At 63.4% G+C, this 25,109-nt stretch carries 21 protein-coding genes, 1 tRNA gene and 1 pseudogene; 14 read left to right on the top strand and 9 right to left on the bottom strand.

What is annotated here, in order from left to right; all coding sequences use genetic code 11:
• Positions 1 to 29: 29 nt before the first annotated feature.
• Positions 30 to 114 (top strand) — tRNA-Leu (locus AB0L58_RS00275).
• Between the two features lie 105 nt (positions 115 to 219).
• Here the strand turns inward: AB0L58_RS00275 and AB0L58_RS00270 are convergent.
• Entirely contained in the window at positions 220 to 777 is a 558-nt protein-coding gene (locus AB0L58_RS00270) for a hypothetical protein (RefSeq protein ID WP_364378537.1), read from the bottom strand.
• A gap of 250 nt (positions 778 to 1,027) precedes the next feature.
• Here AB0L58_RS00270 and AB0L58_RS00265 point away from each other — a divergent pair, with 250 nt between their 5' ends.
• From AB0L58_RS00265 to AB0L58_RS00250, 4 genes are all read left to right on the top strand, one after another.
• Positions 1,028 to 1,486: a hypothetical protein gene (locus AB0L58_RS00265; RefSeq protein ID WP_364378534.1), complete on the top strand. Its 459-nt coding sequence runs from the start codon at positions 1,028 to 1,030 to the stop codon at positions 1,484 to 1,486.
• 176 nt (positions 1,487 to 1,662) lie between these two features.
• Positions 1,663 to 3,684, top strand: a complete 2,022-nt coding sequence (locus AB0L58_RS00260; protein WP_364378531.1) for a hypothetical protein — start codon at positions 1,663 to 1,665, stop codon at positions 3,682 to 3,684.
• Between the two features lie 131 nt (positions 3,685 to 3,815).
• Positions 3,816 to 4,646, top strand: coding sequence for a MoxR family ATPase (locus AB0L58_RS00255; RefSeq protein WP_364378528.1), 831 nt, complete (start codon positions 3,816 to 3,818; stop codon positions 4,644 to 4,646).
• Positions 4,643 to 7,603: an SAV_2336 N-terminal domain-related protein gene (locus tag AB0L58_RS00250; protein WP_364378525.1), complete on the top strand. Its 2,961-nt coding sequence runs from the start codon at positions 4,643 to 4,645 to the stop codon at positions 7,601 to 7,603. The genes AB0L58_RS00255 and AB0L58_RS00250 overlap by 4 nt, the downstream gene beginning before the upstream one ends.
• Positions 7,604 to 7,644: 41 nt before the next feature.
• Here the strand turns inward: AB0L58_RS00250 and AB0L58_RS00245 are convergent, their stop codons facing one another.
• The 3 genes from AB0L58_RS00245 to AB0L58_RS00235 all read right to left on the bottom strand — a co-directional run bounded on the left by AB0L58_RS00245 (position 7,645) and on the right by AB0L58_RS00235 (position 11,110).
• Positions 7,645 to 9,036, bottom strand: a complete 1,392-nt coding sequence (locus AB0L58_RS00245; protein WP_364378522.1) for a Mur ligase domain-containing protein — start codon at positions 9,034 to 9,036, stop codon at positions 7,645 to 7,647.
• Entirely contained in the window at positions 8,936 to 9,439 is a 504-nt protein-coding gene (locus AB0L58_RS00240) for a hypothetical protein (protein WP_364378520.1), read from the bottom strand. The genes AB0L58_RS00245 and AB0L58_RS00240 overlap by 101 nt, the downstream gene beginning before the upstream one ends.
• Positions 9,440 to 10,114: 675 nt before the next feature.
• A complete protein-coding gene (locus AB0L58_RS00235) occupies positions 10,115 to 11,110 on the bottom strand; it encodes an alpha/beta hydrolase (RefSeq protein ID WP_364378517.1) in 996 nt (331 codons plus the stop codon).
• A gap of 340 nt (positions 11,111 to 11,450) precedes the next feature.
• On the opposite strand from AB0L58_RS00235, the gene AB0L58_RS00230 reads away from it, so the two are divergent.
• Positions 11,451 to 12,311: an SDR family oxidoreductase gene (locus tag AB0L58_RS00230; RefSeq protein WP_364378513.1), complete on the top strand. Its 861-nt coding sequence runs from the start codon at positions 11,451 to 11,453 to the stop codon at positions 12,309 to 12,311.
• A 47-nt stretch (positions 12,312 to 12,358) separates the two neighbouring features.
• Entirely contained in the window at positions 12,359 to 14,029 is a 1,671-nt protein-coding gene (locus AB0L58_RS00225; protein ID WP_364378510.1) for an FAD-dependent oxidoreductase, read from the top strand.
• A 36-nt stretch (positions 14,030 to 14,065) separates the two neighbouring features.
• Here AB0L58_RS00225 and AB0L58_RS00220 read toward each other — a convergent pair whose 3' ends face one another.
• The 5 genes from AB0L58_RS00220 to AB0L58_RS00200 all read right to left on the bottom strand — a co-directional run bounded on the left by AB0L58_RS00220 (position 14,066) and on the right by AB0L58_RS00200 (position 18,653).
• On the bottom strand, positions 14,066 to 14,944 hold the full coding sequence (locus AB0L58_RS00220; RefSeq protein WP_364378507.1) for an SDR family oxidoreductase: 879 nt from the start codon (positions 14,942 to 14,944) through the stop codon (positions 14,066 to 14,068).
• Positions 14,945 to 15,076: 132 nt separating this feature from the next.
• Positions 15,077 to 15,931 carry an LLM class F420-dependent oxidoreductase gene (locus AB0L58_RS00215; RefSeq protein WP_364378504.1) on the bottom strand — a complete coding sequence of 285 codons (855 nt, stop codon included), beginning with the start codon at positions 15,929 to 15,931 and terminating at the stop codon, positions 15,077 to 15,079.
• A 26-nt stretch (positions 15,932 to 15,957) separates the two neighbouring features.
• Positions 15,958 to 16,347: a carboxymuconolactone decarboxylase family protein gene (locus AB0L58_RS00210; RefSeq protein ID WP_364378501.1), complete on the bottom strand. Its 390-nt coding sequence runs from the start codon at positions 16,345 to 16,347 to the stop codon at positions 15,958 to 15,960.
• 50 nt (positions 16,348 to 16,397) lie between these two features.
• Positions 16,398 to 17,147, bottom strand: coding sequence for an SDR family oxidoreductase (locus AB0L58_RS00205; RefSeq protein ID WP_364378498.1), 750 nt, complete (start codon positions 17,145 to 17,147; stop codon positions 16,398 to 16,400).
• A gap of 36 nt (positions 17,148 to 17,183) precedes the next feature.
• Positions 17,184 to 18,653, bottom strand: a complete 1,470-nt coding sequence (locus AB0L58_RS00200) for an aldehyde dehydrogenase (protein WP_364378494.1) — start codon at positions 18,651 to 18,653, stop codon at positions 17,184 to 17,186.
• Positions 18,654 to 18,874: 221 nt separating this feature from the next.
• Here AB0L58_RS00200 and AB0L58_RS00195 point away from each other — a divergent pair, with 221 nt between their 5' ends.
• The 7 genes and pseudogenes from AB0L58_RS00195 (at position 18,875) to AB0L58_RS00165 (ending at position 24,740) form a co-directional block, all read left to right on the top strand.
• Positions 18,875 to 20,080, top strand: a complete 1,206-nt coding sequence (locus tag AB0L58_RS00195; RefSeq protein WP_364378491.1) for a cytochrome P450 — start codon at positions 18,875 to 18,877, stop codon at positions 20,078 to 20,080.
• Positions 20,080 to 20,877, top strand: a complete 798-nt coding sequence (locus tag AB0L58_RS00190; RefSeq protein WP_364378489.1) for an SDR family oxidoreductase — start codon at positions 20,080 to 20,082, stop codon at positions 20,875 to 20,877. The genes AB0L58_RS00195 and AB0L58_RS00190 overlap by 1 nt, the downstream gene beginning before the upstream one ends.
• Positions 20,874 to 21,074, top strand: coding sequence for a ferredoxin (locus AB0L58_RS00185; RefSeq protein WP_364378486.1), 201 nt, complete (start codon positions 20,874 to 20,876; stop codon positions 21,072 to 21,074). Before AB0L58_RS00190 ends, AB0L58_RS00185 begins: the two co-directional genes overlap by 4 nt.
• Positions 21,075 to 21,105: 31 nt before the next feature.
• The gene (locus AB0L58_RS00180; RefSeq protein WP_364378483.1) at positions 21,106 to 21,657 is read left to right on the top strand and encodes a nuclear transport factor 2 family protein; all 552 of its coding nucleotides are present in this window, start codon (positions 21,106 to 21,108) and stop codon (positions 21,655 to 21,657) included.
• Positions 21,651 to 22,289, top strand: a pseudogene (locus tag AB0L58_RS00175) (hypothetical protein); the annotation flags it as partial. The gene AB0L58_RS00180 and the pseudogene AB0L58_RS00175, both read left to right, overlap by 7 nt.
• A 158-nt stretch (positions 22,290 to 22,447) precedes the next feature.
• Complete coding sequence (locus AB0L58_RS00170) at positions 22,448 to 24,073, top strand: acyl-CoA synthetase (protein ID WP_364378480.1); 1,626 nt, start codon at positions 22,448 to 22,450, stop codon at positions 24,071 to 24,073.
• Between the two features lie 73 nt (positions 24,074 to 24,146).
• Positions 24,147 to 24,740: a TetR/AcrR family transcriptional regulator gene (locus tag AB0L58_RS00165; protein WP_364378477.1), complete on the top strand. Its 594-nt coding sequence runs from the start codon at positions 24,147 to 24,149 to the stop codon at positions 24,738 to 24,740.
• The last annotated feature ends 369 nt before the right edge of the window (positions 24,741 to 25,109 follow it).

Genomic DNA, 25,109 nt, shown 5'->3' with positions numbered 1-25,109 from the left:
CCATCCGTTACCCTTGCTCAGCAACACCGGTCCGGGTGGCGGAATGGCAGACGCGCTAGCTTGAGGTGCTAGTGCCCTTTATCGGGCGTGGGGGTTCAAGTCCCCCTCCGGACACAACCGGTACACCAGGTCGCCCGCTCTACCTGCGGTTATGCAGGAGAGCGGGTGACATTTTCGAGCCGAATCCCCGCAAAACCGCAGGTGGTGGCCTGCGGGGGTTCAATACGGGTTCAGCTGAGAGAACCCTGAGAAACCCGCATGTCGACCTGGCGGATCGCCGACCGTCATATCGCGAATGTCTTTCCAGCTCTGCGGGAACAATCCCCGCCCTGACGCCGGCCGCCGCTCGCCCCCTGCTGCACCCCATCCAAGAAACTGTGACCAGGCCACGATAACCCCAACTACCGCCCGCACGAGAGCGGTCTTGCCGCCGCCATCCATCCCTTCCACCACCGTCAGCAGCAGGGTTGCCGACCCGGTGGTTGTGTTCGGGCCTGTGCGAGGAGGCGCCCAAGTTCGCGAGCACGGCCGAACATGGTCGGTGGCGGGAGGACCGTGACAGGCCGGGTCGCCCGGCTTCGCGGTCGCAAAGTTGTTGAAGGTGAACATCCGGTCACTCCTTGGGGGATGGTCGATCCCGCTCGGCAGCGGTGTGGTGGTGTCGTATCGGACGTTGAACCGGTATGTGACAACGGAATTGGAGTTCGGGAAGCGGCGTACGACGGTGCGGGTGGCCGACTGCGAACCCGACGGCGCTGTGCAGGTTTCAATTGCCATTGCGGTCAAGGGTCGTGCCGCCGGTGCCGGTGCGATTTGCCCGGCTAGGGCGTCTGCGCACGCGGGGTTCGCCGCCGGGATGTTGCCTAGCTCTTGATGTAGGCATTCCTCGAGCCCTGCATACACCGATAGCGAACCATCGCCGAACTGGCAGTTACGGGGTCGGGTGGCGGCGCGCACTGGCACAATGACAGCGACTGATCGCGAGCACTAAGTGTGCGGCTTGGGGTGTGATGAACGGAGGGCAGTCATGGTGATCGAGTCGGCGGTGATCGTCGGATATCTAATCGCGTGGGCAGTTCGTAAGGCCCGTCGAGTGGGTGAACGACTCGACGGCGAGTTCGATGTAGCGGTCGATGCCGGATTGGACCGGCTGCACGATGCGATTTCCAGCAAGCTAGGTCCGGATTCGTTGCGCGACATAGAAGAACAGGCTGGAGAGTTCGGCCAGGTGACTGAGGGCACCCAACGTCGTGCGGAGGAGGTGATCGCAGCCGCCTCCACCACCTACCCCGAATTCGCTGCGCAGATCGCGAAGATCCTCGCCGAGATCAAGGTGGCTGAAGCGGGCCAAGCGTCTGCGGTCGCGTCGGGTACCGGATCCGTTGCGATCGGTGGTGATGCCGATCTCAACGCTCAGTCCGGCGGCGTCGCCGCGATCACGATCGCTGGCGGCGTGAACACTACAGGAAAGCTGGAACGCCCCTAGCTGGTGGAGTAGCTGACCTCGAATCGAGGGATTCGTTGGCGTCCGTGGGCGTGGATGCGAATTCTCTACTGCGCCAATACTTTCGAACTTGATACGATTCGATGGTTCCGCCTGAGCGAACCAACAGGGGGCGTCTTGCGGTATGACCGTGATGACCAAAGGAGGTTCCGAGCAAGGTGGTCGAACCCACTAAAGTCATCGAATACTTGATCGAGAGTGGTTCGCTCCGGCACTCACCGGGTCGCATCACGCCAGGTCGGACGCGTGTAGTCGCTCTACAGCGCCTGACCGAACTCGTGCAAGAGCAACTCGGCTGGCACACCGGCCTGATCACCCTGCATGTAGAAGTACGCGTACATGGTGTTGCCTCCACCCAGAGTCGAATTCGCGCCCAGCACGCAGTACAGCAGGAGTTTCTCCGTGATCCAGACTTCGCGGTGGAGGTCGGGAATGCTGTTGATCTGATCGAGAAGACGAATGCTGATTCACTGAATGCCGCGATAGTGAGTGGAGATGTAGCGCTTACAGCCACCGCCAGTGGCGTGGCAGCATTGGTGGTCGACGGCGACGTTAATGTCTCTACGAGTGTCCGCGATTCTCGCGAAGCGGCACCTCCGCGGCTAGATTCTCTGCCCAGCGACGTGACCGATGGGATCGATACACCAATCACCTCCGAGCCAGTCGTGCCGAGGTCAGCAATATCGGCATCAAACCATGGCACTGCAATTGAAAACGTCAGCGGTAACGTCAGCATTCATCTCTATGCTTCCCGGGCCGATCCAAGCAACGATGCCGCACATCATGTCCTGCCGCCGCAGGCCTATAGCGCAACGTCTGGATTGTCGGGTCCGCAACTGCTACGCCTGGGACGTTCTATCCTGGCTGTACCGGCAATGATGGATCCGACCGGACGGGTAATGATTTCCGAGGCGGTAAACGATCCATGGTTGGCAGTCGACGACGAGACAAGCCTGTTGGATGCGCTGCTCGATCATCTCGGTTCCCGAGGCGCCGACGGCCTACTCGCCGCGCTCGATGCTGGAGCAGTCAATGAGACGGAGCGACTGAGCGTACGCGCTGCCCGCGAATGTTGGCATCGCCAACAGCGGATCGCACCGGTACTCAACGCATTTCAGACCGCTACCATTCAGCAGATTCAAAACTCGTACTACAGGTCGCATCCTCCAGGCGACAACGTCGACTACACCCCACCCAGCGATCTCGAAGAGGCCATGGATCACATCGCCGACTACGGGCTTCGCGGCAACAAGCCGTTGCCGCTCCACCGGTTCGTCGCAATCCTCGAACACCTCACAGGCACGCAGATCGAGGACAGTTGGTTCAGATTATCCGCAAACACTCTTCATCAACTGCGCCGCCACGTGACAACCGCGTCCGCCCACAATGCCCGCGTTGTCGTAGACCTTCGTGACCACGATGCCCCCTTTGGCTGTCACTCATGGCCGCGAACTATTACCGGGCATCTGTTTGTCCGAGACCGGGGCTGGATAACATCGAGTACACAGTCAGATCCATCCGCTCAAGGTGCGCGCGATGCCATTGCGTTTTTCATCGACCGCGCCCACCAATACGGCGTCGCCGCTTTCACACTAGGTCTCATCGTGTCGCGATCCATGGTGGACGAGGTCCCTGAAACATGGTTGTACGGAGATGCTCTTGTCGAATCGTCGCAAGCCTGGCTGTTACATCCGATGGTCCTCCATAGCGCAGAACGATTGGGTAACTCTGCCGCGCGAGCGCGGTGGGTCGAGAAAGTTGCCGCGATCCACAACCACTTGGACGCCCATCTCCCGGAGGCCGTTTGGATCGACGGCCATCACCGCGATACTCCGGCAGCTATCCGCAGGGTTGTTCAGACAACAAGCGCCGCGTGTTTCGGCCTCGCTTTCGTCACCGACGCCTTCGGCGACAACATCCAGCGTGACCCACTGATCGCCACCGTTGCGGCGGGCGCACCGTACGTGATGTGGACAAACTACGAGCCAGAGGATTGGCACGCCACCAAAGCGCTGTTCGGAAATCTTGTGGTACACGGCGCGTTCGACGACCTTCCCATACGGATCCACAACGTCCGCACAACAGCCACCGGCCCTTGTAGCACGATACGGATGATCTGGGATCACCCAGCGATCCTTCCCCCCATGGAACCTTTGCTCGGACTAACTGCCGGAGACTGACCATGCCTGCTTGGAAACTCTATACAGCTGACGGCACACCAGGCGACGCTCAGCTGCCGATAGCACCACCCTGGAGGCGGTTTCGTTCCTCTTCGGTTTCTGCCGCAGAATCCTTGTCCGAATCTCCGCATGTGACGCCACCATTCTTGCCAGACCCTGAAACTGTCGAGGCGGTGAACGCCTCGTTGATCCTGCGCCGTCCTCTACTCCTGACCGGACGGCCCGGCTCCGGTAAGTCATCGCTGATCGAGTCTGTCGCCTCCCAACTTGGCCTGGGCCCAGTATTGCGGTGGCACATCACATCCCGAAGCACCCTTGTGGATGCTCTGTACCGATACGATGCTATCGGCCGCCTGCATGCACGGAGTCTCGACGACCGGACCCCGGCCATCAGTGAGTACCTACGCCTGGGCCCGTTGGGCACCGCGTTGCTCCCGAGTCGCCGCCCGCGTGCGTTGCTCGTGGACGAAATCGACAAAGGAGATATCGATCTACCGAATGACCTTCTCAGCATTTTCGAGCGCGGCGAATATGAGATACCAGAACTTTCCCGGCTAGGCGAGCAATCGTTCGATATCAGGGAAGACGGCACGGGCACTCCCGTCGCGATAACGGGCGGAAGGATAGAGTGCAGCGAGTTCCCGTTCGTGGTTCTCACCAGCAATGGAGAGCGCGAATTTCCACCAGCCTTTCTGCGCCGCTGTATCCGGCACCGGATGCCGGATCCTGACGCAGCCAAGCTAAAGAAGATCGTCACCGCACACCTCGGCGCAGACGTCGCCGACGCATGTAGCGCACTGATCAGCGAATTCGCTGATCGAGCCGACCGCAGCAAAGCCCATGCGACGGATCAGCTACTCAATGCAGTATTTATCCTCACTCGCAAGGCCGCGCCAGAGAGTGCCGAGCGAGACAGGGTCATCGAGCTGCTGTTCACCGAACTGACGACTGACCTGACATGATCGATCGTTTGATCACCGCGCTGCAAGCGGCAGATATCGATGTCGACTGGCGGGAACTTGCAGACATTTTGTGGCTCTTTCGCGCAACACACACGCCGGCAACCGCACCCGGGAACAGCACCTCACGATTGGAACCGGGCCGACGGCGCGAACCAGAGCCAACTAGCAGACTGCCCGCGCAGGTCGCGACATCTACACCGGCCAAGGCGAATGAGAAGCCCCGATACCGCCTCCCGTCGAGCCCTGTCCACCGTACGGGAACCTTGGGTTCCTCCGACGTACCTCTTGATATCCGCGCTCGAGACCCCTCCGCGAGAACCTGGCCGCTCGGGATCGAAACAGCTTTGCGCCCCTTACGCCGTCGGCGACGTTCTCGCTCCCGGTCTGAGATCGATATTGATGCGTCGATCAAGTACTACTGCGAAACCTCCGTCTTGGTTCCAATCCAAGTCCCGGTGAGCGAAAGCTGGTTCAACAGAGCGGTGCTCGTTGTCGATGGAAGCCCCACAATGGCAGTGTGGCGCAATGCTGTTGCGACGTTCGAACGAACCCTACGTAGGCAACGTGCCATTCAGACCGTCGACCGCCTGGTAATTCGAGCCGACGGGACAAGAGTAGTCGCGGTCTCCGACGTGCGTGCCGTCACCTCGGCCCAGCTTCCGAGCCCCAACTTGCGCCAGCTCGTCATAGTCGTCACTGACTGTGTCGGCCCGATGTGGCACCGCCCCAAGGTCTGGGAAGAACTGCGTGGCTGGGGTATGCACGGCCCGGTAGTTGTCGTTCATATGCTTCCACCACGGCTCTGGTCAAGGACAGCACTCGGCGACGCAGATGTCGAGATCAAATCGAGCAGCCGAGGTCAGGCCAACAGTCGGCTCAAGGTCACAGCACCATGGTGGTGGACCGAAATGCGCTCGCCGAGCAATCCGATTCCGGTTACCACACTGGACCCGGTCCGGATGCACCGGTGGGCTCGAATGGTAATGGCACTGGACGGAACTGCAGTACCCGGTGTGCTGACCGACTCGTTGCACGGCGCATCAGCAGATCGCCCGGCCACAGCGGGACCGGATACGCGCGTGAACACGTTCCGAGCCTCCGTTTCCACGGAAGCCAACAAGTTGGCAGTTCTTTTGTCAGCCGTCGAGGTAACCCTCCCTGTGGCTGAGATAATCCTAAACAAGCTTGTCGGCAGCGGCAGTCGCGTTCACCTCGCCGAAGTTCTTATCGGCGGCCTCCTACAGCAAACAGGCCCCGACAGTTACGACTTCTTCCCCGGAGTGCGAGAGATTCTGTGGCGCTCGCTCACGACGAGCGCGACGATAGATGTATGGCGGACATTGTCGCCGTATCTCGAGACATCGACCGGCCGGACTCCACCGTTCTCGCGGCTGCTTGACGGAGCCGACGTGGCCGATTACGCCGATCCGTTGACCGAAATCGCTGCCCGTCTAGTTCGCCGCCTCGGGTTGGATACCCGCCCCTATGACAGTGTTGCCGAACTCCGCGAAGGAATGAACCGAAAAGCACAGAGCCATCGCGACGAACGGTCTTCCGTTCTTCACTTCGGTGAAGAACGGACCTCGGATGTTTTACCAGGTCGCAATCCTGCCAGGACGGACCATGTAGACGAGATTGATGCTGTGCTCGAAAGAGTCGATGGCGACCTCGCCCGCGGCAGTGTTCCGAGCTGGCTGCGCGACGCCGAGGAGCTGCACCGTGTGTCCATGGCGATGCGACAATCGAAGAACGATTTTCTAGGTGCGCGTCGTGCGCGCCGACTGGTGGAGCTACTTTCTGTCGAAATAGCGGAATCTTCTGATGATGAGCAATACATCCGCGATCTTCTGGACAGCCTGCATCTTCTTGTTTCACAGATCGTTGCAGTTGACCCTGATTCTGTGCCGGAGCTTGTGGTTCCGATAATCGAGAATCTGCTCGCTCACGGGACCGGCGGCCCGTTCGTCGCCCTCCTGCAGCGATCGATTGCACTCGTCCATTCGAAACGCCACGAATACGACCAAGCGGAGCAATGGCTGCTCGACGGATGGAGTTACGCACGCAACGCCGTACAGCGATACCCAGTCGATACTGAGAATAATATCCGTGCACGGGAGGCGATCTGGCAAGTCGCGTTGCAGGCGGCCGGTCTCTACAGCCGCATACTCGAATTCCGTCTTGCCGACCCGGGCCACAGGCGCCACGAAGGCCTCGGAGATTCAACCGATGCCGACGAACTACGAGGGCTCGCCGATCTGGCCCTGCGATCAGGCGCGTTCGCATATGGCGAGCTGGTCGACCTCGAACTCAATGGTCCACTTCCCGCGATCAAAGAACGCCAACGAGCGGCCAGCGATGCGTGGCGGGTAAACACCCGATCCATGCACATGCGAACTATGTTGCTGCAGGCAACGATCGACGCCTCCGAAAGCAGAGCGAGCTCGGACACCGTTGAGGCAGGCCTGCAGGCGCTACTCGACGCGGTTCCCGATCTCTATCGCGAAACCACCAGACTCGCATTGACACAGGACCAGCACAACGAACTAGCCCGTGTAGCAATGCATTACGCGTTTCTCAACGGAATGCGATTCATGTCGCCAGCCCACGACGCCGAATTACCGGCCGCACTGCAGGCACCACTGCCCCCTCGACCACCCGATTTGTATTGGCCGACATTGGACGTCAGCGCAATAACGGCATACCTCATCACTAACGGACATGACGCAGGAATCCTGGCTTGTATCAGTCGACGCAACGTCATCGATGGGCTTAGCCGCCGAAGCCGGGGCTCGGCACATAAGAATGGCATGTCGCCATTTCAGAGATGGCTGGATGCCAGCGTCGCAGTCGACAACCTCCGTCGCCGGATCACACAAGGTTCGGTGTCCTGGGACGCGAGCATCCGCCAGAGCAGGATCGCTTTGCGACGCTCGTTCGAGTCGAGAACCTGGCGATAGTGCCCGATGGGCCGCACATGAGACCGATGCTCGACGATGGATCACGTGGAGCTTCGGTCGTCAATGCGAAAGAGACTCCGGAGCACCCCCGCGAGCCGCAATGCGCCACAGAAGCACGCGGCGGCGCAACCTTCGAACATGTCAAGCGTAACTTCGTCGACCCCTACGACTTCGGCATCCACTCCTCTCGCGCATAGCTTGGCCACAGTGATCTCGGCGAAGCGAGACTCATCCGGAACATTTGGAGCGTCTTCGAAGACGCGGCATGACGGCGCGAGCACAACCCGATCGAAGTGGCCCAGTGCATCGACGTATTGGTCGCCAAAAGCGTGGAGCCGACCAAAGCCGCTGGGAAGATAGAACGCTCCCAGCTTGCCTGTGTACAGCTGCCGCAACATCGATGAGGTGGCGTCGATTTGCATTGGATTGTGCGCGAAGTCGTCAAAGTAGTCCGTACCACTGCGTTTTCCGACGAATTCGAAACGCCTGCGTGGCAACCGAAGTCGAGAGAAGTCGATATCACGGAGTGCGTCAACTGAACTACCGCTCCCGGTAATACAGGCCATAGCGGCACCCAAATTATCCATGTTATGCAAGCCCGCAAAGCTGAGGTGCGCACGTATCTCGGTGCCAAGGACGCGGTACTCAGCTATCGTTCCTTCCGGACCAATCCTGGCAGATGTCAATTGCACGTCAGCTGTGGAGTCAGAGCCGAATGTCAGGATCTCAGTCGCTCGATTAGCTCGCCGAACCTTGGCCGCAAGCTCGACTTCCCCAGCTGGCACCACCCCAACTGGCGCTCGCGCGAGGAACCTGAAAAATGCTTCGTGTACGGAATCGAGATCAAGGTAGCAACTGGAGTGCTCGCCCCAATACATAGACATAACCGCTGCGACGTCCGGCTCGAGTTCAAGCATCCCGAAGTTGTATTCACAGGCCTCGACGACTGCGATATCGGCATACGGGCCCACGATGTCTGAGCGCATGCCTTGCAACGGACTGCCGATGTAGGTCAAAGTGTCACTGCCCAACTGACGGAGCAGTTGGCTGGTCAAACCCGTGGTGGTGGTCTTGCCTGTCACGCCCGATACGGCAACCATCCGATCCGCGATTGCACTAACCAACCGCGCGAGCGCAACCGGCCGCGAGATGACCGGGATACCACGACGACGCGCTTCCATCAACTCACTGTGGTCGTCACCGATAGCAACACTATGCACGACAAGGCTCACGTTTCGACTGATATGCCGCTCGTCATGGACATCGACCGAAACACCATCACGCCGTAAGACGTCAGCCTCGACATATCCGAGGTCTGTAGTCGCTCGACGATCACACCCCGAAACCTGCACTCCCAGCGCCACATACAGACGCGCAAGTGGCATCATCCCTTGGCCCAAGCAACCAATAAGGTGAACTGTCTCCGTGGTCATTACGGGGCGAACCATCGCTAAATTCTCCCATCCACCCGCAGTCCCTGAGCGGCCCGGGACTGGGCCGGTCCCACATCGACACGTCAACTTTCGGTTTCCGTCGTAAGGCACGTTGTCGGCCAGCTGGGCGTCGTAGCGTTTGATATCGGCAACGAGATCCTTGGCCAGTGATTTTCGCACTCGATCGGTGTCGGAGACCCGGACGCAGACCCCGCACAACCGCTGCCGCTTTCAGCGCTGTCAGATCGGTCGGCACACCACCAGGCAGCAACTCACGCAGCAAAGCATGCAACTGGTTCACCGATCGAGTTCTACTGCTGGACAGGTTCTTTCGCCGCTTATGCAGCAGCCCCAAAGACTCAGCATGCGTCTCCGCCTGCGCTGGTCGGGCATCCCCATGCAACGCTGCGACATATGCCGCCGCAGTGGCATCGATACGGTCGTTCTTTCGGCGTCCGCCACGGGTTAGCGCACACGATCGACACCGGAGCTCTGAAAGCCTGTTGTGGGACTGCAGATTGCTGGGCGCTCAGATTGCCCGGAGCAGTGCCGCAACGGTTCTCGGGTACCGGTCGAGGCAGTAGGCGCAATCTCGATCCACCGAAACACTTACTGCATAGATCAATTCCCTGCTTCGTCGGATACCAATCGCAAGGAGCGACCGTGAATGATTTGGATGCTCCCTCTCGACAGCAGGCCACCGTGGTTCCACTACCGACTCGAGCGTGTTTCGACGTGGCGGGTGGGTCAGTGCTGCTGCGTGGTTAGCGTAAAGACGCAGTTCAGACGCATCTTTCGCGTGGGTGCACGCCGAAGTCCGACGTATAGCTCACTTGACGCGACACGGAGTCTCAACTCACGCGACGGCGAGGGGGCCGACTGTGCGGTGAGGGTGTCGGCGACCTCGGCTCCGGCCTGGCCAGCGACATGTTGTGCAGTTCATCGCAGATCACGACGCTGGCGAGACAACACCCTGCACTCTCGCCGGCGACCCCGATGCTGACTCGTGGCACCGATACCTGCGCCGAGGCGTCCATTGCCTCCACTCGGCAATCCCTTTCCTCGGAACGAGCCGGACTCAGGCCCGGTCCCTGTCCATTTCGGGTTGTGCGGCGAAATAGGTGTCGGCCGCGTGCCGCAACCACCGCTCACGTGATCGCATGGCGCGCCGGCTCACTTCCGCAGCGGGCACGATGCGGTCGAAGCCGTGCCAGCAGCCGGGGTAGATGTCGAAATCCACGGACACACCACTGGAACGCAACCTGTCCACGTAGGCGATCGTCTCGTCGCGGAAGGGCTCGAGATCACCGACATAGGTGAATGTGGGCGGCAGGCCCCGAAGATCGGTCGATCGCGCGGGTGCCGCGTAGGCCGGAACCTGTTGTGTCCCATACAGACTGCGCAGATACAGCTTCCACGCCGAGACAAGGGTCACAGCGTCGAGCAGGGGCGCGTCGTTGTCCAGCGCGGACTCGGTGCACACTCGGTCGTCGATCATCGGGTAGATCGGCATCTGGAAGGCGATGTTCACCTCCCCGCGATCGCGGGCCAGCAGGGTCAGCGCCGCCGTCAGCCCACCGCCGGCGCTCTCCCCCGCGACCGCGATCTGATCGTCGCGAATCCCGAGCCGGTTCGCGTTGTCACACAACCAGATCAGGGCGGCATAACAGTCCTCGAGTGCCGCCGGATACGGATGATCGACACTGAGCCGATAGTCCGGTGCGACCACCACGCACCCGGTGCCGGCCATCAATCGCCGATAGATCGGCACATCCTGCTCGGGCCGGCCGAGAAAGTAGCCGCCGCCGTGCAGCCACAGCAGCCCGGTGGCGCCGCGTGCCGGTTCGAGCGGGGCGTAGACCATCACGCGCAGCCGGGTTCCGTCCGCTCGCTCGATCCCGAATTCGCGCACGCGCATCGTCTTCGGTCGCCTGATCCGCACGATCCACAAGAGGACGTCGACGAGCCTGCTCGCGGCGCGCAGCCTGCACTCGCCGTGTTCGGACAGCATCCGGCGCATCCACACGCCGGCGCCGCGCAACTGCCTGTCCATCATTGCATCGCTGATCTTCATGCCGCACCTTTCGAAAGGTGCGACGACGCTACCACAGAACTGGAACGTAGTGCAGACACTCTTCCAGACAGCTGACCAGAGACTCTTGATGCAGCGTGCCGGACACCAAATCGTCGATCGCCCGTGCGCTGCGCTAGCGCATGGAAAGAAACATGCGATCGCCTTGTGCTGCCGCGCAGCCGAAGACGACGATCAGCGGTGCCTGGATGAGCGAACCGACATGGTCAGGTGTTTCCATCTCCGCGCGACTCTCGCAGAAGGGATGGTCCGGGCAGATCAGCTCCGATCCACCGCACCGGGGTGTTGATCCGGAAGCCTGTCCGAAATAGTATCCAGACACATGTCCGACAATCACCCTCCAGTCCCGCCCCAAAATGCCGCCCGCCCCACTACCGGCAAGGTCGTCGCCGTCACCGGTGGCGCCCGCGGCATCGGACGCGCCATCGCGCAGCGGCTCGCACGGTCCGGAGCGCGGGTCGCCGTCGGCGACATCGACCGCAACGCGATCACCCAGGCCGGCGCCGAGCTCGCACCCGCCATCGCACTTCAGCTCGACGTCACTGATCCCACGTCCTTCGCGGCATTCCTCGACGGCGTCGAATCCGACCTCGGCCCCATTGATGTGCTGATCAACAATGCGGGAATCATGCCGATCGGACGGTTCACCGAGGAGTCCGACGAGATCACGCGCCGAATCCTCGATATCAACGTCTACGGCGTCATGCTCGGCACCAAACTGACACTGCCCCGCATGCTTCACCGCGGGCACGGCCACATCGTCAACATCGCCTCGCTGGCGGGCGAGAACCCGACCCCCGGCATGGCCGCCTACTGCGCGAGCAAGCAAGCCGTACTCGGATTCACCGAGGCCATGCGCCTGGAATACCGGGAAAGCGGCATCCGATTCTCAGCGGTCCTGCCGACTTTCACCCGCACCGAACTGATCGCGGGAACGCGTGCTCCGCTGGGCTTGCTGGCCGAACCCGAGGACGTCGCCGCGGCTGTGGCCGCGCTCATCGCGCGTCCCCGGCGCCGTGTCACCGTGACCCGTGCCGCGGGCATCCTCGCGACCTTCAACAAACTCACTCCACGCCCTCTCGGCGAATACATCGCCCGGCGGCTAGGCGTGCACAGCACCTTCGTCGACCACGTCGACCGTGACGCTCGCCGCGCCTACGACAACCGGCTGAACCAGCACTGATCAACGAAAACCACTGCCCCGGTTCATATCTCATAAGGGACAACACCATGGCCTACGTAGTCACACAACGCTGCTGCAACGATGCAAGTTGCGTCGCGGAATGCCCGGTCGACTGCATCCGGCCCCGCCCCGGTGATCCGGGCTTCGCCACCGCCGAGATGCTGCACATCGACCCCGACACCTGCATCGATTGCGGGGCGTGCGTCGAAGCCTGCCCTGTGGACGCGATATACGGCGATGACGATCTGCCCGCTGAACTGGCCCGCTACGCCGAGATCAACGCGGCCTGGTTCCGTCACCATCCACTCGACACCGGGATCACCGCTGCGCCGAGCACGACGCGACTTCCCCGCGATCGCGGGCTGCTGCGTGTGGCCATCGTCGGCACGGGCCCGGCCGCGTGCTACGCCGCCGAACACCTGCTCGCTCGTGGCGACGTCGAAGTCGAGATGTTCGACCGGCTCCCAGCGCCGTGGGGCCTGGCGCGCTACGGCGTGGCGCCCGACCACCCCGAAACACGAGGAATCATCGATATGTTCGGCGCCGCGTTCAAACGAGATTCCATCCGGTTCCACCTGAATGTCGATGTCGGACGGAATATCTCGCATCGCGAACTGCTGGAACACTGCCACGCAGTCATTTACGCGGTCGGCGCGTCCGGCGACCGGCGTCTACGCATCCCCGGCGAGGACCTGCCCGGAAGTTTCTCCGCCACCGAGTTCGTCGCGTGGTACAACGGCCACCCGGACTACGCGGACCGGCAGTTCGACCTGTCGGGTGAGCGTGCGGTGATCGTCGGCAACGGCAATGTGGCGCTGGATGTCGCCCGGGTGCTCACCGCTGACCCGGATGTCCTGACACGCACCGATATCGCCGATCACACGGTGGAGGCGTTGCGCCACAGCGGTATCCGGGAGGTCGTACTGCTGGGCCGACGCGGGCTGCCGCAGGCGGCCTTCACCGGCCCGGAGTTCCTGGCCATGGGACAATTGCCCGGCACCGACATCGTGATCGACTCCGCCGATCTCGATGACACCGTGCGGGAAGCGCTTTCGAATCCGGGCACGGATCCAGCAGCGCGGCTCAAACTGACCCTGGCCCAGGAGTACGCCACGCGTGCGCGTTCCCGAGCCGGTAAGCGAATTACGTTCCGGTTCCTCGTCTCACCGACAAGCCTGAGTGGGCGGGAACGAGTCGAGGCGGTGCATCTGGTCCGCAACGAACTCCGCGAAACACCGGACGGGCTCATCGCGAAACCGACGGCCCATGCCGAACAGTTGGACGCCACACTTGTGCTGCGGGCGGTCGGCTACCGCAGCGCACCCGTCCCCGACGTGCCATTCGATCCCGCAGCCGGAATCATCCCGAACGAGCGCGGCCGAGTAGTCGACAGCGCGGCAGCCGTCATACCGGGCGTCTACGCCACGGGCTGGATCAAACGTGGTCCCCGTGGTGTGATCGGAACCAACCGGCGCGACGCGGAGGAGACCGTGGCGGCACTCATCGACGACTTCCTCGCCGGACGCCTGACTCCGCCCGGCCGCGATCGAGAGGCCCTGTCAGCGCTACTGACTCAGCGGTGCCCGAATCTGATCGACCGCACCGGTTGGGGACTCATCGACGCCGCCGAGCGAGCGAACGGCGCGAAGACCAAGCGCCCGCGGGTCAAGTTCACCCGGATGAACGAGATGGTCTCCACTGCCCGCCGCGGCCGATGACCGAGGCGGGCCGATCGCAGTCGGCCCGCCTTGGGCTCAGTGTTGGCCGATCATATGGTTCAACTCCTCGACCGACCACGGCCGCTCGTGCGTGTGGTCGCGGTAGCCCAGCGGCGCCGCCACGGGGCGTTCGAACCTGCCGACGAATCCGCCTGCGGCGATGAAGATTTCACCGGTCACAGCGCGAGCGGCGTCGGAGGCCAGGTAGATGTACAGTGCGGCGGCGTATTCCGGCGGTGGCGCATCGAGCGATCCGCGCATACTCACCTCGTCGAGCAGCCCTCGCCGATGCAGATCACGAATGTGGGCTTCATAATCGGGTCCGGAGGACAGTCGGGTCTTCGCCCCTGGGCAGATAGCGTTCACTCGAATGCCCGATTCCTTCAGCTCGGCGGCCATCGCCATGGTCAGGCTCGCGACCGCGCCCTTGCCGGCGGGATAGCCTGTGCCCCCGTAATCGCCGAGGTAGGCGAACGATCCGGTATTGATGATCGAACCCGCGCCGCGTGCCACCATCGATGGCGCCGCCGCGCGGCAGGTCGTGAAGACCGTCGTCAGATGGGAATCGAGGAGTTCGCGCCACTCGGCGGTGGTCACGGTGCGGATAGATGATCCGAGCGGCTCGGCGATTCCCGCGCAGTTCACCAGGATGTCGACGCCGCTGTAAGCCGACTCGCAGGTCGAGACGAGCCGTTCGGCGACCACCTCCTGCGCCGCGGAACCCGCGATGCCCACCGCCTTTCCCCCGGTGCGGGTAATGGTTTCGACCGCTTCGCGCACCGCCGTTTCGCTGCGCGAATTGACCACGACGCCCGCGCCGCGGGCGGCCAGTGCGCTCGCGACGGCCAAGCCGACGCCGCTGCCACCTCCCACGACGACGGCCCCGCGCCCGGCAAGTATCTGTTCTTCGGACATCTCCGGCTCCTCACTGCCGCGCGTTCGACGCAGCGATATGGAATTGTCAGCGCCTGACACGCGAGAGGATCACCACCGGGATCGGTGAGTTCAGACCTTTCGGCTGGCTTCATCGGCATGGCAGCCTTCCGGCTACGGCAGATCCAAGGCGGCCAGCTTCGCGCTCAGACGATCGAGATAGTGCAGGACTTCCTCGGTGGATCGATCCGGAAGGCCGTAGATCACATCCGTGACCCCCTCGGCGGACCAGCGCGCGAGCTTGTCCGGATCAGGTTTGAAGTCCAACGCGACGACCCGCGGCCGTCCGGATCGGCCGGCATCGGCCCAGATCTTGTGCAGCAGCTCGAGTCCAGCGGAAATGTTGGTTTCGGTCGGGGTCGTGATCCAGCCGTCACCGCTGCGTGCGATCCACTGGAAGGCCTTCTCGGTGCCGGCGGCCCCGATCAGCAACGGGATGTGCGGCTGCACCGGCTTGGGCCAGGACCAACTCGGACCGAAGCCCACATACTGGCCGTCGTAGCTCGCTTCCTCCCGTGTCCACAGCTCCCGCATGGCTTCGACGTATTCGCGCAATACGGTGCGCCGCTTGTTCGGCGGTACTCCATGATCGGTGAGTTCATCTGTGTTCCAGCCGAATCCGGCACCGAGACTGACGCGGCCGCCGGAAAGGTGATCGAGCGTCGCGATGGTTTTGGCCAGCGTGATCGGGTCGTGCTCCACCGGCAGGGCGACCGCGGTGGACAGTTCGATGCGTTCGGTCACCGCTGCCGCCATGGCCAGCGACACCCAGGGATCCAGAGTGCGGGTGTAGCGGTCGTCGGGCAAGGAGGCATCGCCGGTCGACGGATGTGCTGCTTCGCGTTTGACAGGAATGTGGGTGTGTTCCGGTACGAAGAACGACCGGAAGCCACGCTCTTCGGCGGCTTTGGCGGCGGCCGCGGGTGTGATGCCGCGGTCGCTGGTAAATAGTACGATTCCGAATCGCATACGGGGGCTACCTCTTTCGTACTCACTCACGATTGCTTGCGGCGCTCCTGCGCCAGCACCGCGCCGACCGCATTGTCGAGCTTGGTGCCCGACGCCCATCCGACGTAGTGAGACAGGAACAGCGCGACCTCGCGCAATTGCTCCTCGGAGAGTTCGCCGTTGCGCAGCGCGGCGCCGAGCTGGATCTCAGCGACGTCGAACAGTCCTTGCGCGGTGAGCGCTCCGAGCAGCAGCAGCCGCCGGTCGCGAATGGTCAGCGCGGGACGCGACCAGATTTCGGCGAACAGGTGGTCCGCGGTGACGCTGAAGAGGTCACCGGGACCGTCAGCGAAATCCCAGCCGTACACTTCACCCATCTTCGCCAGTCCACGCTGCCGGATGCTGGTGTCGCCGTTGATATTTTCGTTAGCGGTCATGATGCCCTACTTCCCGATGAATCCCACCGGGACACTGGAGGATTCGGTCGTCATCGGATGATCTGCCCGCCATCGACATTGAGAATCTGGCCGGTGACCCAACCCGCGTCGTCGGACAGCAGGTACAGGCAGGCGCCCACCAGATCCTCCGGCGTACCCATTCGCTTGATCGGAATGCGGGACACCATGTCCTTCACGATGTTTCCTGGGGTGACGGTCTGGGTGGCCTCGGTGTCGATCGGCCCGGGCGCGATGGCGTTCACCCGAATCTTCGAACCGCCCAACTCGGTGGCGAGCTGCTGAGTGAGACCGTTGATGCCGACCTTGGCCAGACCGTAGAAACCCGAGTACAGCCAGGCGGCCGTGGAGGACTGATTGACGATGGACCCACCGCCGGCGGCGGTCATGGGTTGCCACACCGCGCGCGTCACATTCAGCGCACCGTCGAGGTTCACACCCATGAACTTCTTGTAGTAGTCCCAAGGCACGGTGAGCAGTAGGTCCAGCTTCATATCGCCGTAGATGGCGGCGTTGTTCACCAGATGGTTGATGGTCCCGAACTCGGCGACGGTGAATTCTGCGAGTCCGGTGGCGGATTCGGGATCGGAGACGTCGACGCGATGGAAAGCCGCAATGCCGCCGTCCGCGGTGATCTGCTCGGCCACCTCCGCGCCCCGCCCGATGTTGAGGTCGGCGACGACGACGTTGGCGCCTTCTGCGGCGAGCGCTTTGGCGTACTCCGCGCCGATGCCTTGTGCCGCGCCGGTGACGATCGCGGTGCGACCGGCAAAACGTGCCATGGTGTGTTCAGCTCCTTGTGCTGGATGTCGGTGGATTCAGGCGGGGGTGGCGATCAATTTGGTTTCGAGGTATTCCTCGAATCCTGCGACGCCCATCTCTCGGCCGATACCGGATTGCTTGTAACCGCCGAACGGCGCGTCGGCGTGGTACCAGAGCCCGCCGTTCACGCTCACGGTCCCGGTGCGCACGCCTGAGACCACCCGGTCGACGCGTTCCGGATCGGTGCCCCACACCGAACCCGAAAGGCCGTAGGGCGATTCGTTGGCCAGCCGGATCGCATCGGCGTCGCCGTCGTACGGAATCACGACGAGCACCGGACCGAAGATCTCCTCTTGGGCGACCGTGGCGGTATTGCCGAGCCCGGCGATGAGCGTCGGTTCGATGAAGTAGCCGCGGTCCTTGCCCTCGGGCCGGCCTCCGCCGACCATGATGCGCCCGCCCTCGGCGCGTGCGATGTCGAGATAACGCGCTACCCGATCGCGCTGGCGCGCGGAAATCAAAGGCCCGCACACGGTTCCTGGCTTGGTCGGATCATCGGCCCGGATGCCGGACAGCGCCTTGGCCGCCGCGGCGACCGCGTCGTCGTAGGCCGCCCGCGGCACCAGCATGCGGGTTGTCAGCGCGCAGCCTTGTCCGGCGTGCACGGCGACTGAGAACGCGGTGTAGCTCGCGGCGCCGATGATATCGGCGTCGTCGAGCACGATGGCGGCCGACTTCCCGCCGAGCTCGAGGAATGTTCGCTCGAGGGTGGCCGACGCACCCGCCATCACAGATCGACCTGTTCGGGTCGATCCGGTGAAGGTGATCATGTCGACCCGTGGGTCCTCGACCAGCCGGGAACCCAGCGTGTGGTCGTCCGAGGTGACGATATTGAGCACGCCCGCCGGGATGTCGGTGTGCTCGGCGATGAGCGGGCCCAGTGCCGCCGCGCACCAGGGCGTGTCAGGCGCGGGCTTGAGCACCACCGTATTTCCGGCGGCCAGTGCGGGCCCGATCTTCGCCAGGTTGATCTGGTGCGGGAAGTTCCAGGGCGTGATCGCTGCGACCACGCCCACCGCCTCGCGACGGACCGCGCGCCGGCTCGAGATGCCCATTTGCTCGGCGGTGCCGAGATCGGTCTCCCACGAATAGGTTTCGGCCAAGTCGGCGGGGAACGACAGATCGCCGATCGGTCCCTCGAGGTGCGGACCGCTGGTGAGCATGACGGGCGCGCCGACCTCCGCGACCGTGATCGCACGCAGGTCCTCGATGTGGTCGCGCATGACGTCTCGCAACTGACGCAGGCAGTGCGCACGGAAGGCGGGCTCACGGGACCGATCGGTCTCGTCGAAGGCGGTCCGTGCCGCACCGATGGCCGCGTCCATGTCCTCGGCCGAGGCATTGGCGGCGTAGCCGAGGACTTCCTCGGTCGCGGGATTGATCGTCGCGAACACGCCCGAGCCGCCAGGGACCAGCTTGCCGCCGATCAGCAGGGGCGTGCCCTCGGGCGGTACGAGGCCATTCACAACGCAAGCTCCGATACATGTCTGGACATGTGTTCGGAATATAGTTCGGATGAGCGTTTGAGCGCAAGGCTGTCACCCCCGCGACGACCTTCTCTCTCGACGACGAATGCCTCAGTCGCGCTGAAACCCGCAGCATTCGGAGTTGATCATTGTGATGCACGAAAGTCGGTGATACCGTCCAGACACATGTCCAGCTATGTGTCTTCCTGGAGGGGGACGGAATGACTTCGGCCTCACTGGAGCCGTTCACGTTCGACCCCTACGACTACCGGTTCCACGACGATCCGTACCCGACCTACGAGCGCCTACGCATCGACGCCCCGCTGTACCACAATCGGGAGCTGAACTTCTGGGCGCTGTCTCGGCACTCCGACGTCATCGCTGCCTTCCGGGACAATGTGCGGCTCTCCAGCGCCAATGGAGTATCGCTGGATCCCGCCGCCTGGGGCCCGCACGCGCACCGGACGATGTCGTTCCTCGCTATGGACGATCCGCGGCACGTGCGCATGCGGCGGCTGGTCTACAAGGGCTTCACACCGCGCCGGGTGACCGAAATGGACAACCGGATCCATGAATTGACCCTCGAGCACCTGGAGCCGGCGCTGGCGCGCGGAACCTTCGATTGGATCGAAGATTTCGCCGGGAAGCTGCCCATGGACGTCATCTCCGAGCTCATGGGCGTGCCGGAATCCGATCGCGCCGAGGTACGCAGGCTCGCCGATCTGGTGGTCCACCGCGAGGAGGGCGTGCTCGATGTGCCGGGCGCGGCGATCGAAGCGGCGCTGAAGCTGATCGGCTACTACACCGACATGGTCGCCGAACGGCGGCGCACGCCCACTGAGGATCTCACCTCCGCATTGTTGGACGCCGAGATCGACGGCGATCGACTCAGCGACGAAGAGATCATCGGATTCATGTTCCTGATGGTGGTCGCCGGGAACGAGACCACCACCAAACTGCTCGGCAACGCCCTGTACTGGTCGGCACGCAACCCGGGCGAATACGCCAAGGTTGTCGCCGACCTCCACCTGGTGCCGGACTGGGTCGAAGAGACACTGCGCTATGACACCTCGAGTCAGATCGTGGCGCGCAGCGCCGCGACCGATCTCGACATGCACGGCATGACGATTCCGGCCGGTTCGAAGGTACTGCTGCTCATCGGCTCGGCCAACCGAGACTCGGACGTGTTCGAATATGGCGACTCCTATCGGATCGACCGTCCCGACAAAGGCAACCTCGCCAGTTTCGGCGCGGGAGTGCACTTCTGCCTCGGCGCGCACCTGGCGCGCTTGGAAACCACGATCGCACTGCGCGAATTCGCCTCTCGCGTACGCGGTTACGGCCTGGCCGAGGAAGGCATAGAACGGGTGCACTCGACGAACGTCCGCGGATTCGCCAAACTTCCCATCACCGTAGAGGTCCGGTAATGCCACGGTTCGAACCCCACCCCGACCGCAGGCCCACCCTGATCGCGGGAGCCTCCTCCGGCATCGGCGCGGCCACGGCCGAAGCACTCGCCGAACTCGGCTATCCCGTTGCCTTGGGCGCCCGCCGTATCGAGCAGTGCGAGGCCCTCGCGGCGAAGATCGCGAGCAACGGAGGTGAAGCGTTCGCGCACTACCTCGACGTCGGCGACACCGCATCGGTCGACGCCTTCGTCACCGCCGCCGAGGCCGCGCTGGGCCCGGCCGAGATCGTGGTATCCGGAGCCGGCGACCTGTCCTTCTCCCTCGTACACGAGATGACTCCCGAGCACTTCCTGCGGCAGATCAACGTTCACCTGGTCGGCGTGCAACGGCTGGCCGAGCGCGTCATCCCCAGCATGATCGCCAGACAGCGCGGCGATTTCGTCATGATCAGTTCCGACACCGCGAACAATCCCCGGCCACGTATGGGCGCCTACCCCGCCGCCAAGACCGCGGTGGAGGTCATGGCCCGGCAGATGTGGATGGAATTGGAAGGCACCGGCGTTCGGGCCTCGCTCGTGCGGCCCGGCCCGACGCTCACCGGCATGGGCATGGACACCACCGCGGAAATCATCGGCCCGGTGCTAGAGGACTGGTCGAAGTCGGGTTTCGCGCGGCATCCCGAAATGCTGCGCGCCGCCCATCTGGCCACCTCCATCGTCGCGGTCGTCTCCGCACCGCGCGGCGCCCATATTCAGCTCACCGAAGTCCAACCCGAGGCTCGGGTGCGATCCGGCGACTCAGGGAGCGGCTCATGAAGATCACCGTCGATCTGGATCTGTGCCAAGGCCACGCGGTGTGCCAGGCCGAGGCGCCGGAGGTTTTCACCGTGCCCAAGCACGGCAAGGTCGAAATCCTCGACCCGAATCCGGGACCCGCTGCCCGTGCCGCCCTCGCGGAGGCCGTCCGCTACTGCCCCACCCAGGCGCTGTCGATCACCGACAGCGCCGACTGACCACCGACCGAGAACCGAAAGGAATACTGCCATGGCCGATTTCGACCGCGCCGAACTCGACGAGATGGTGCGGCGCTGGCTGCAGGCCAACCGGGAATGCGAAGCCGAGGGTAACTGGCGACCCCTCGCGCAGTTCTACACCGAAGATGCCACCTACGGCTGGAACTACGGCCCCACACAGGAATTCATGGCCGTCGGACGCGACGAGATCCGCGACATCGCCATCGGCTTGGAGATGGACGGACTCGACGGCTGGACCTACCCCTACCAAGACTGGGTCATCGACGAGCGCAGCGGCAACCTCATCGGCCTGTGGAAGCAGATCAGCGACAAGAAGCGACCCGACGGCGGCAACTACTCTCCAGAAGGCATCGGCGGCAGCTGGTTCCGCTACGGCGGCAACTTCCAATGGTCGTGGCAGCGCGACTTCTTCGACTTCGGCAACGTCAGCGCGCTGTTCCTCGACATGATCACCAACAACGCGCTGTCGGACGGCATGAACAAGCGCATCGAACGCGCCACCTCGGGTGAGAAGCTGCCCGGCTGGTACCCGATCGGCGAAGCGCCGGTACCACTGTGGTGAGCGCGAAGACCGAGCGTCCCAGCGGTTTCGCGGACCTGACCCGAGCCGAGCTGGCCATCTTGGTCCCCGAACTCCTGCTGAGCGGCCACTTGATCGACCGCTCCGGAATGGCGCACAGCATCGCCGCGTTCGGCCGGGAGGGCATGACCGCGATCGCCATCGAGGAGTGGCAGGTGGCCAGCCCGGTCTACACCCGCCGTATGCAGCAGGCGCTGGGCTTCACCGGTGACACCGTCGAGACGATATTCAAATCGCTGCAACTCGATATCGGCGCGCCACCGCAGTTCATGGACTTCCGATTCCGGGTGGACGATCACGATCACGGCGAGTTCTGGCTCGACCACTGCGGCGCGCTCGCCGACGTGGAGCCGATGGGCGAGGACTACGTGAAATCGATGTGCCACGACATCGAGGACCCCACCTTCGATGCCACCGCGCTGGCGACCAATCCACATGCGCAGGTGCGGCCGATCCACCGCCCGCCCCGGGTGCCGGCCGACCGGCATCCGGTCTGCGCGTGGACTGTCACCATCGATCCCGCGAATGTACCGCCGCCGATTCCGCCCAATACCGACAAGGTGGCCGATTCCAACGCGGCCCGTGTACATCTCGACCCCATCGACCCCGGCGAGGAGTTGGCCGTCGCTTTCCTCCTGGCCGACAAGCCCTTCGCCGAGGCCGGTGAAGTCGCGATCACCCGGTTCAGCACCGGAGCGGGCTTTCGCTTCGCCGACCGCGGCATCCCGCTGCCCTTGACCGTGGTCTGAACACCACTGAAAGACGAATTCCCATGGCGCGCAATTTCGCTGACCTCTTCGAACATTCCGTCGACGCAATGCCCGACCGCACAGCGCTGATCCACGGCGGCCGGCGCATCACCTTCGCCGAACTCGATGCCCGGGCCAATCGATTGGCCGACCACCTCGCCACGATCGGTGTCGGCACCGGCGTCCATATGGGCTTCCAGATGCACAACAGCATCGAGACCATGGAGACCCTCATTGCCTGCTTCAAGCTGCGAGCGGTGCCGATCAACGTCAACTACCGCTACGGCGTCGAGGAGCTGTGCTACCTCTACGACAACGCCGACATCGAAGTCCTGGTGCACCACCGCAGTTACGAACCCGTCGTGGCGCAGGCCGTCTCACGCGTGCCCCGAGTACGCCACGCGATCGTGGTGGACGACGATCTGTGCAGTGAGCACCCCGACAGCACAGCCCGGCTCTACGAGGCGGCCCTCGCCGCCGGGTCACCCACGCGACGCGAGATCGAGCGCAGCGCCGACGACCTGTTCATGATGTACACCGGCGGCACCACCGGCATGCCCAAAGGCGTGATGTGGCGGCAGGAGGACATGTGGCGGGTTCTCGGCGGCGGCATCGATTTCTACACGGGCGAGCCCGTCGCCGACGAATTCCAGCAATCCCGGGTCGGCTCGCAGACCGATCCCAGCGCCTGGCTGATCCTGCCGCCGCTGATCCACGCCGCGGCGATGCTGCCCACGTTCACCGCCCTGTGGACCGGCAATACCGTTGTGTTCGAGTCGAAGTTCGACGCCCGGCAGGTGTGGTGCACGGTGGAACGCGAACGGCCCCAGGTCATGGTGATCACCGGCGACGCCATGGCCCGGCCGCTCCTCGACGCCTATACCGCCGACCCAGTGGACGCGTCCTCGCTGCTGGCCATCGCCTCTGGCGCGGCGCTGCTGTCGCAGCCGGTGAAAAACGCTCTGCTGGAAAGATTTCCGTCCACGGTGGTGTCCGATTCCATCGGATCATCCGAAACGGGCTTCGGCGGAATCGGTTTCGCCACCAAGGACGATGATCCAGGACGCGGGCCGCGCGTGCAGACCGGCCGCGGCGCGGTGGTGGTCGACGACCTCGGGCAGCCCGTCGCGGCCGGTGCGCAGGGCTGGTTGGCGAAAACCGGCTCGGTGCCGCTGGGCTACTACAAGGACACCGCGAAGACCGAGCGGCTGTTCAAGACCGTCGACGGAGTGCGCATGGTGGTCACCGACGACCGCGCCCGTGTCGAGGCCGACGGCTCGATCACCTTGCTCGGCCGCGGCAACATGGTGATCAACACCGGCGGTGAGAAGGTGTTCGTCGAGGAAGTGGAAGGCGTTCTGAAATCCCATAATTCGGTGTTCGACGCGGTAGTCGTCGGCATCACGCACGAGCGCTGGGGGCAGCAGGTCGCCGCGGTGGTCTCGGTCGTGGACGACAGCACGCCGGACTTCGGCGCGCTGACCGCCCATGTGCGCCACCACCTCGCCGGCTACAAGGTGCCTCGCGCCATCTGGGTCGCCGACGCCATCACCCGCTCCCCCAGCGGCAAGCCCGACTACCGGTGGGCCAAAGACTATGCCGCCACTCACATCCCGGACCACCGGGGCGGATCGAGAGACGATCTGTAGCGAACCGCGCCAGACAGGACACAGACCCCACCTCATTTGTCCTGGTCACGAGACTACAGTAGGATCCAGACACATGTCCGAACTCGCATCTACCGGCATCGAAGCAACTCGACGGCGTCTCACCGAGAAGCAAGCCGACACCGTCGACCGCCTGACCGCGGCGGCAGTCGACGTGCTGGCTCGCGAAGGATACTCCGGCACAACCATACGACTGGTCGCCGCGGCTGCAGGTGTCGGCACCGCCACGGCCTACACGTATTTCTCCTCCAAGGAGCACCTGATCTCGGAGGTGTACTGGCGCCGCCTGATCGCCACCCCACCACTGGAGACCAGTGACGAGGACCCAGCCACGCGTGTGGTCGCGGTCCTGCGTCAGGTTTCCATGTTGGTGGCCAACGAGCCGGCATTGGCGAGCGCGGTCAGCAATGCCCTGCTCGGTGACGATCCCGACGTACAGCATCTGCGGGTGCGCATCGGCCGGGAGATTCGAAGCCGACTCGCCGATGCGCTCGGATCGCATGACTCCGAACGTCTCTCGATGCTGGAGCTGCTCTACGCCGGCGCACTGTTACAGGCAGGAATGGGCCTGCTGTCATACGAAGAGGGCGCCGACCTTCTGGCAATCTCTGCGCGGCGCCTGCTGGCCGATCCAGACTCCAGCAACTGATCGTCGGACGATCGCGGCGACGAGTTCTTCATCTCTGCGGCTCGTCGTGTCCGAATGCTCGCACGCGATGATGTTCAGCGCGGCAAGTGCTGCCCAGGCGTAGAGAAAGGCCGGAACGATGGCCGGCACTGTTGCGGTCAATGTGTCTCGATACCCTGCTCTTGCGTTCGGCATCGGGGCCGATCGCATGAGGAGACAACGACACCCGCGTCAGCCACCGGCGACGACCACGGGATCACCTGCCGCGTTTCGAGATTCGCCGCCGCGGACTCCTCGTCGTCTTCCTATCGGCTCGAGAGGCGTGCCCTGAAAAACGCGGCGTCGCAAACCCGCGAGCGCCCTCCCCTCCCGACGACTTTTCGAACGTGC

Source organism: Nocardia sp. NPDC052112, from assembly GCF_040680135.1.
Taxonomy (GTDB): domain Bacteria; phylum Actinomycetota; class Actinomycetes; order Mycobacteriales; family Mycobacteriaceae; genus Nocardia.
Note: the sequence above shows the minus strand (reverse complement) of the source record. Positions and strands in the feature narration are given on the sequence as shown.

Coding starts and splice junctions, on each gene's coding strand:
- AB0L58_RS00270 (WP_364378537.1), bottom strand. CDS start 777: ATGGCAATTGAAACCTGCACAGCGCCGTCGGGTTCGCAGTCGGCCACC.
- AB0L58_RS00265 (WP_364378534.1), top strand. CDS start 1,028: ATGGTGATCGAGTCGGCGGTGATCGTCGGATATCTAATCGCGTGGGCA.
- AB0L58_RS00250 (WP_364378525.1), top strand. CDS start 4,643: ATGATCGATCGTTTGATCACCGCGCTGCAAGCGGCAGATATCGATGTC.
- AB0L58_RS00245 (WP_364378522.1), bottom strand. CDS start 9,036: ATGACCACGGAGACAGTTCACCTTATTGGTTGCTTGGGCCAAGGGATG.
- AB0L58_RS00235 (WP_364378517.1), bottom strand. CDS start 11,110: ATGAAGATCAGCGATGCAATGATGGACAGGCAGTTGCGCGGCGCCGGC.
- AB0L58_RS00230 (WP_364378513.1), top strand. CDS start 11,451: ATGTCCGACAATCACCCTCCAGTCCCGCCCCAAAATGCCGCCCGCCCC.
- AB0L58_RS00225 (WP_364378510.1), top strand. CDS start 12,359: ATGGCCTACGTAGTCACACAACGCTGCTGCAACGATGCAAGTTGCGTC.
- AB0L58_RS00220 (WP_364378507.1), bottom strand. CDS start 14,944: ATGTCCGAAGAACAGATACTTGCCGGGCGCGGGGCCGTCGTCGTGGGA.
- AB0L58_RS00215 (WP_364378504.1), bottom strand. CDS start 15,931: ATGCGATTCGGAATCGTACTATTTACCAGCGACCGCGGCATCACACCC.
- AB0L58_RS00210 (WP_364378501.1), bottom strand. CDS start 16,347: ATGACCGCTAACGAAAATATCAACGGCGACACCAGCATCCGGCAGCGT.
- AB0L58_RS00205 (WP_364378498.1), bottom strand. CDS start 17,147: ATGGCACGTTTTGCCGGTCGCACCGCGATCGTCACCGGCGCGGCACAA.
- AB0L58_RS00195 (WP_364378491.1), top strand. CDS start 18,875: ATGACTTCGGCCTCACTGGAGCCGTTCACGTTCGACCCCTACGACTAC.
- AB0L58_RS00190 (WP_364378489.1), top strand. CDS start 20,080: ATGCCACGGTTCGAACCCCACCCCGACCGCAGGCCCACCCTGATCGCG.
- AB0L58_RS00185 (WP_364378486.1), top strand. CDS start 20,874: ATGAAGATCACCGTCGATCTGGATCTGTGCCAAGGCCACGCGGTGTGC.
- AB0L58_RS00180 (WP_364378483.1), top strand. CDS start 21,106: ATGGCCGATTTCGACCGCGCCGAACTCGACGAGATGGTGCGGCGCTGG.
- AB0L58_RS00170 (WP_364378480.1), top strand. CDS start 22,448: ATGGCGCGCAATTTCGCTGACCTCTTCGAACATTCCGTCGACGCAATG.
- AB0L58_RS00165 (WP_364378477.1), top strand. CDS start 24,147: ATGTCCGAACTCGCATCTACCGGCATCGAAGCAACTCGACGGCGTCTC.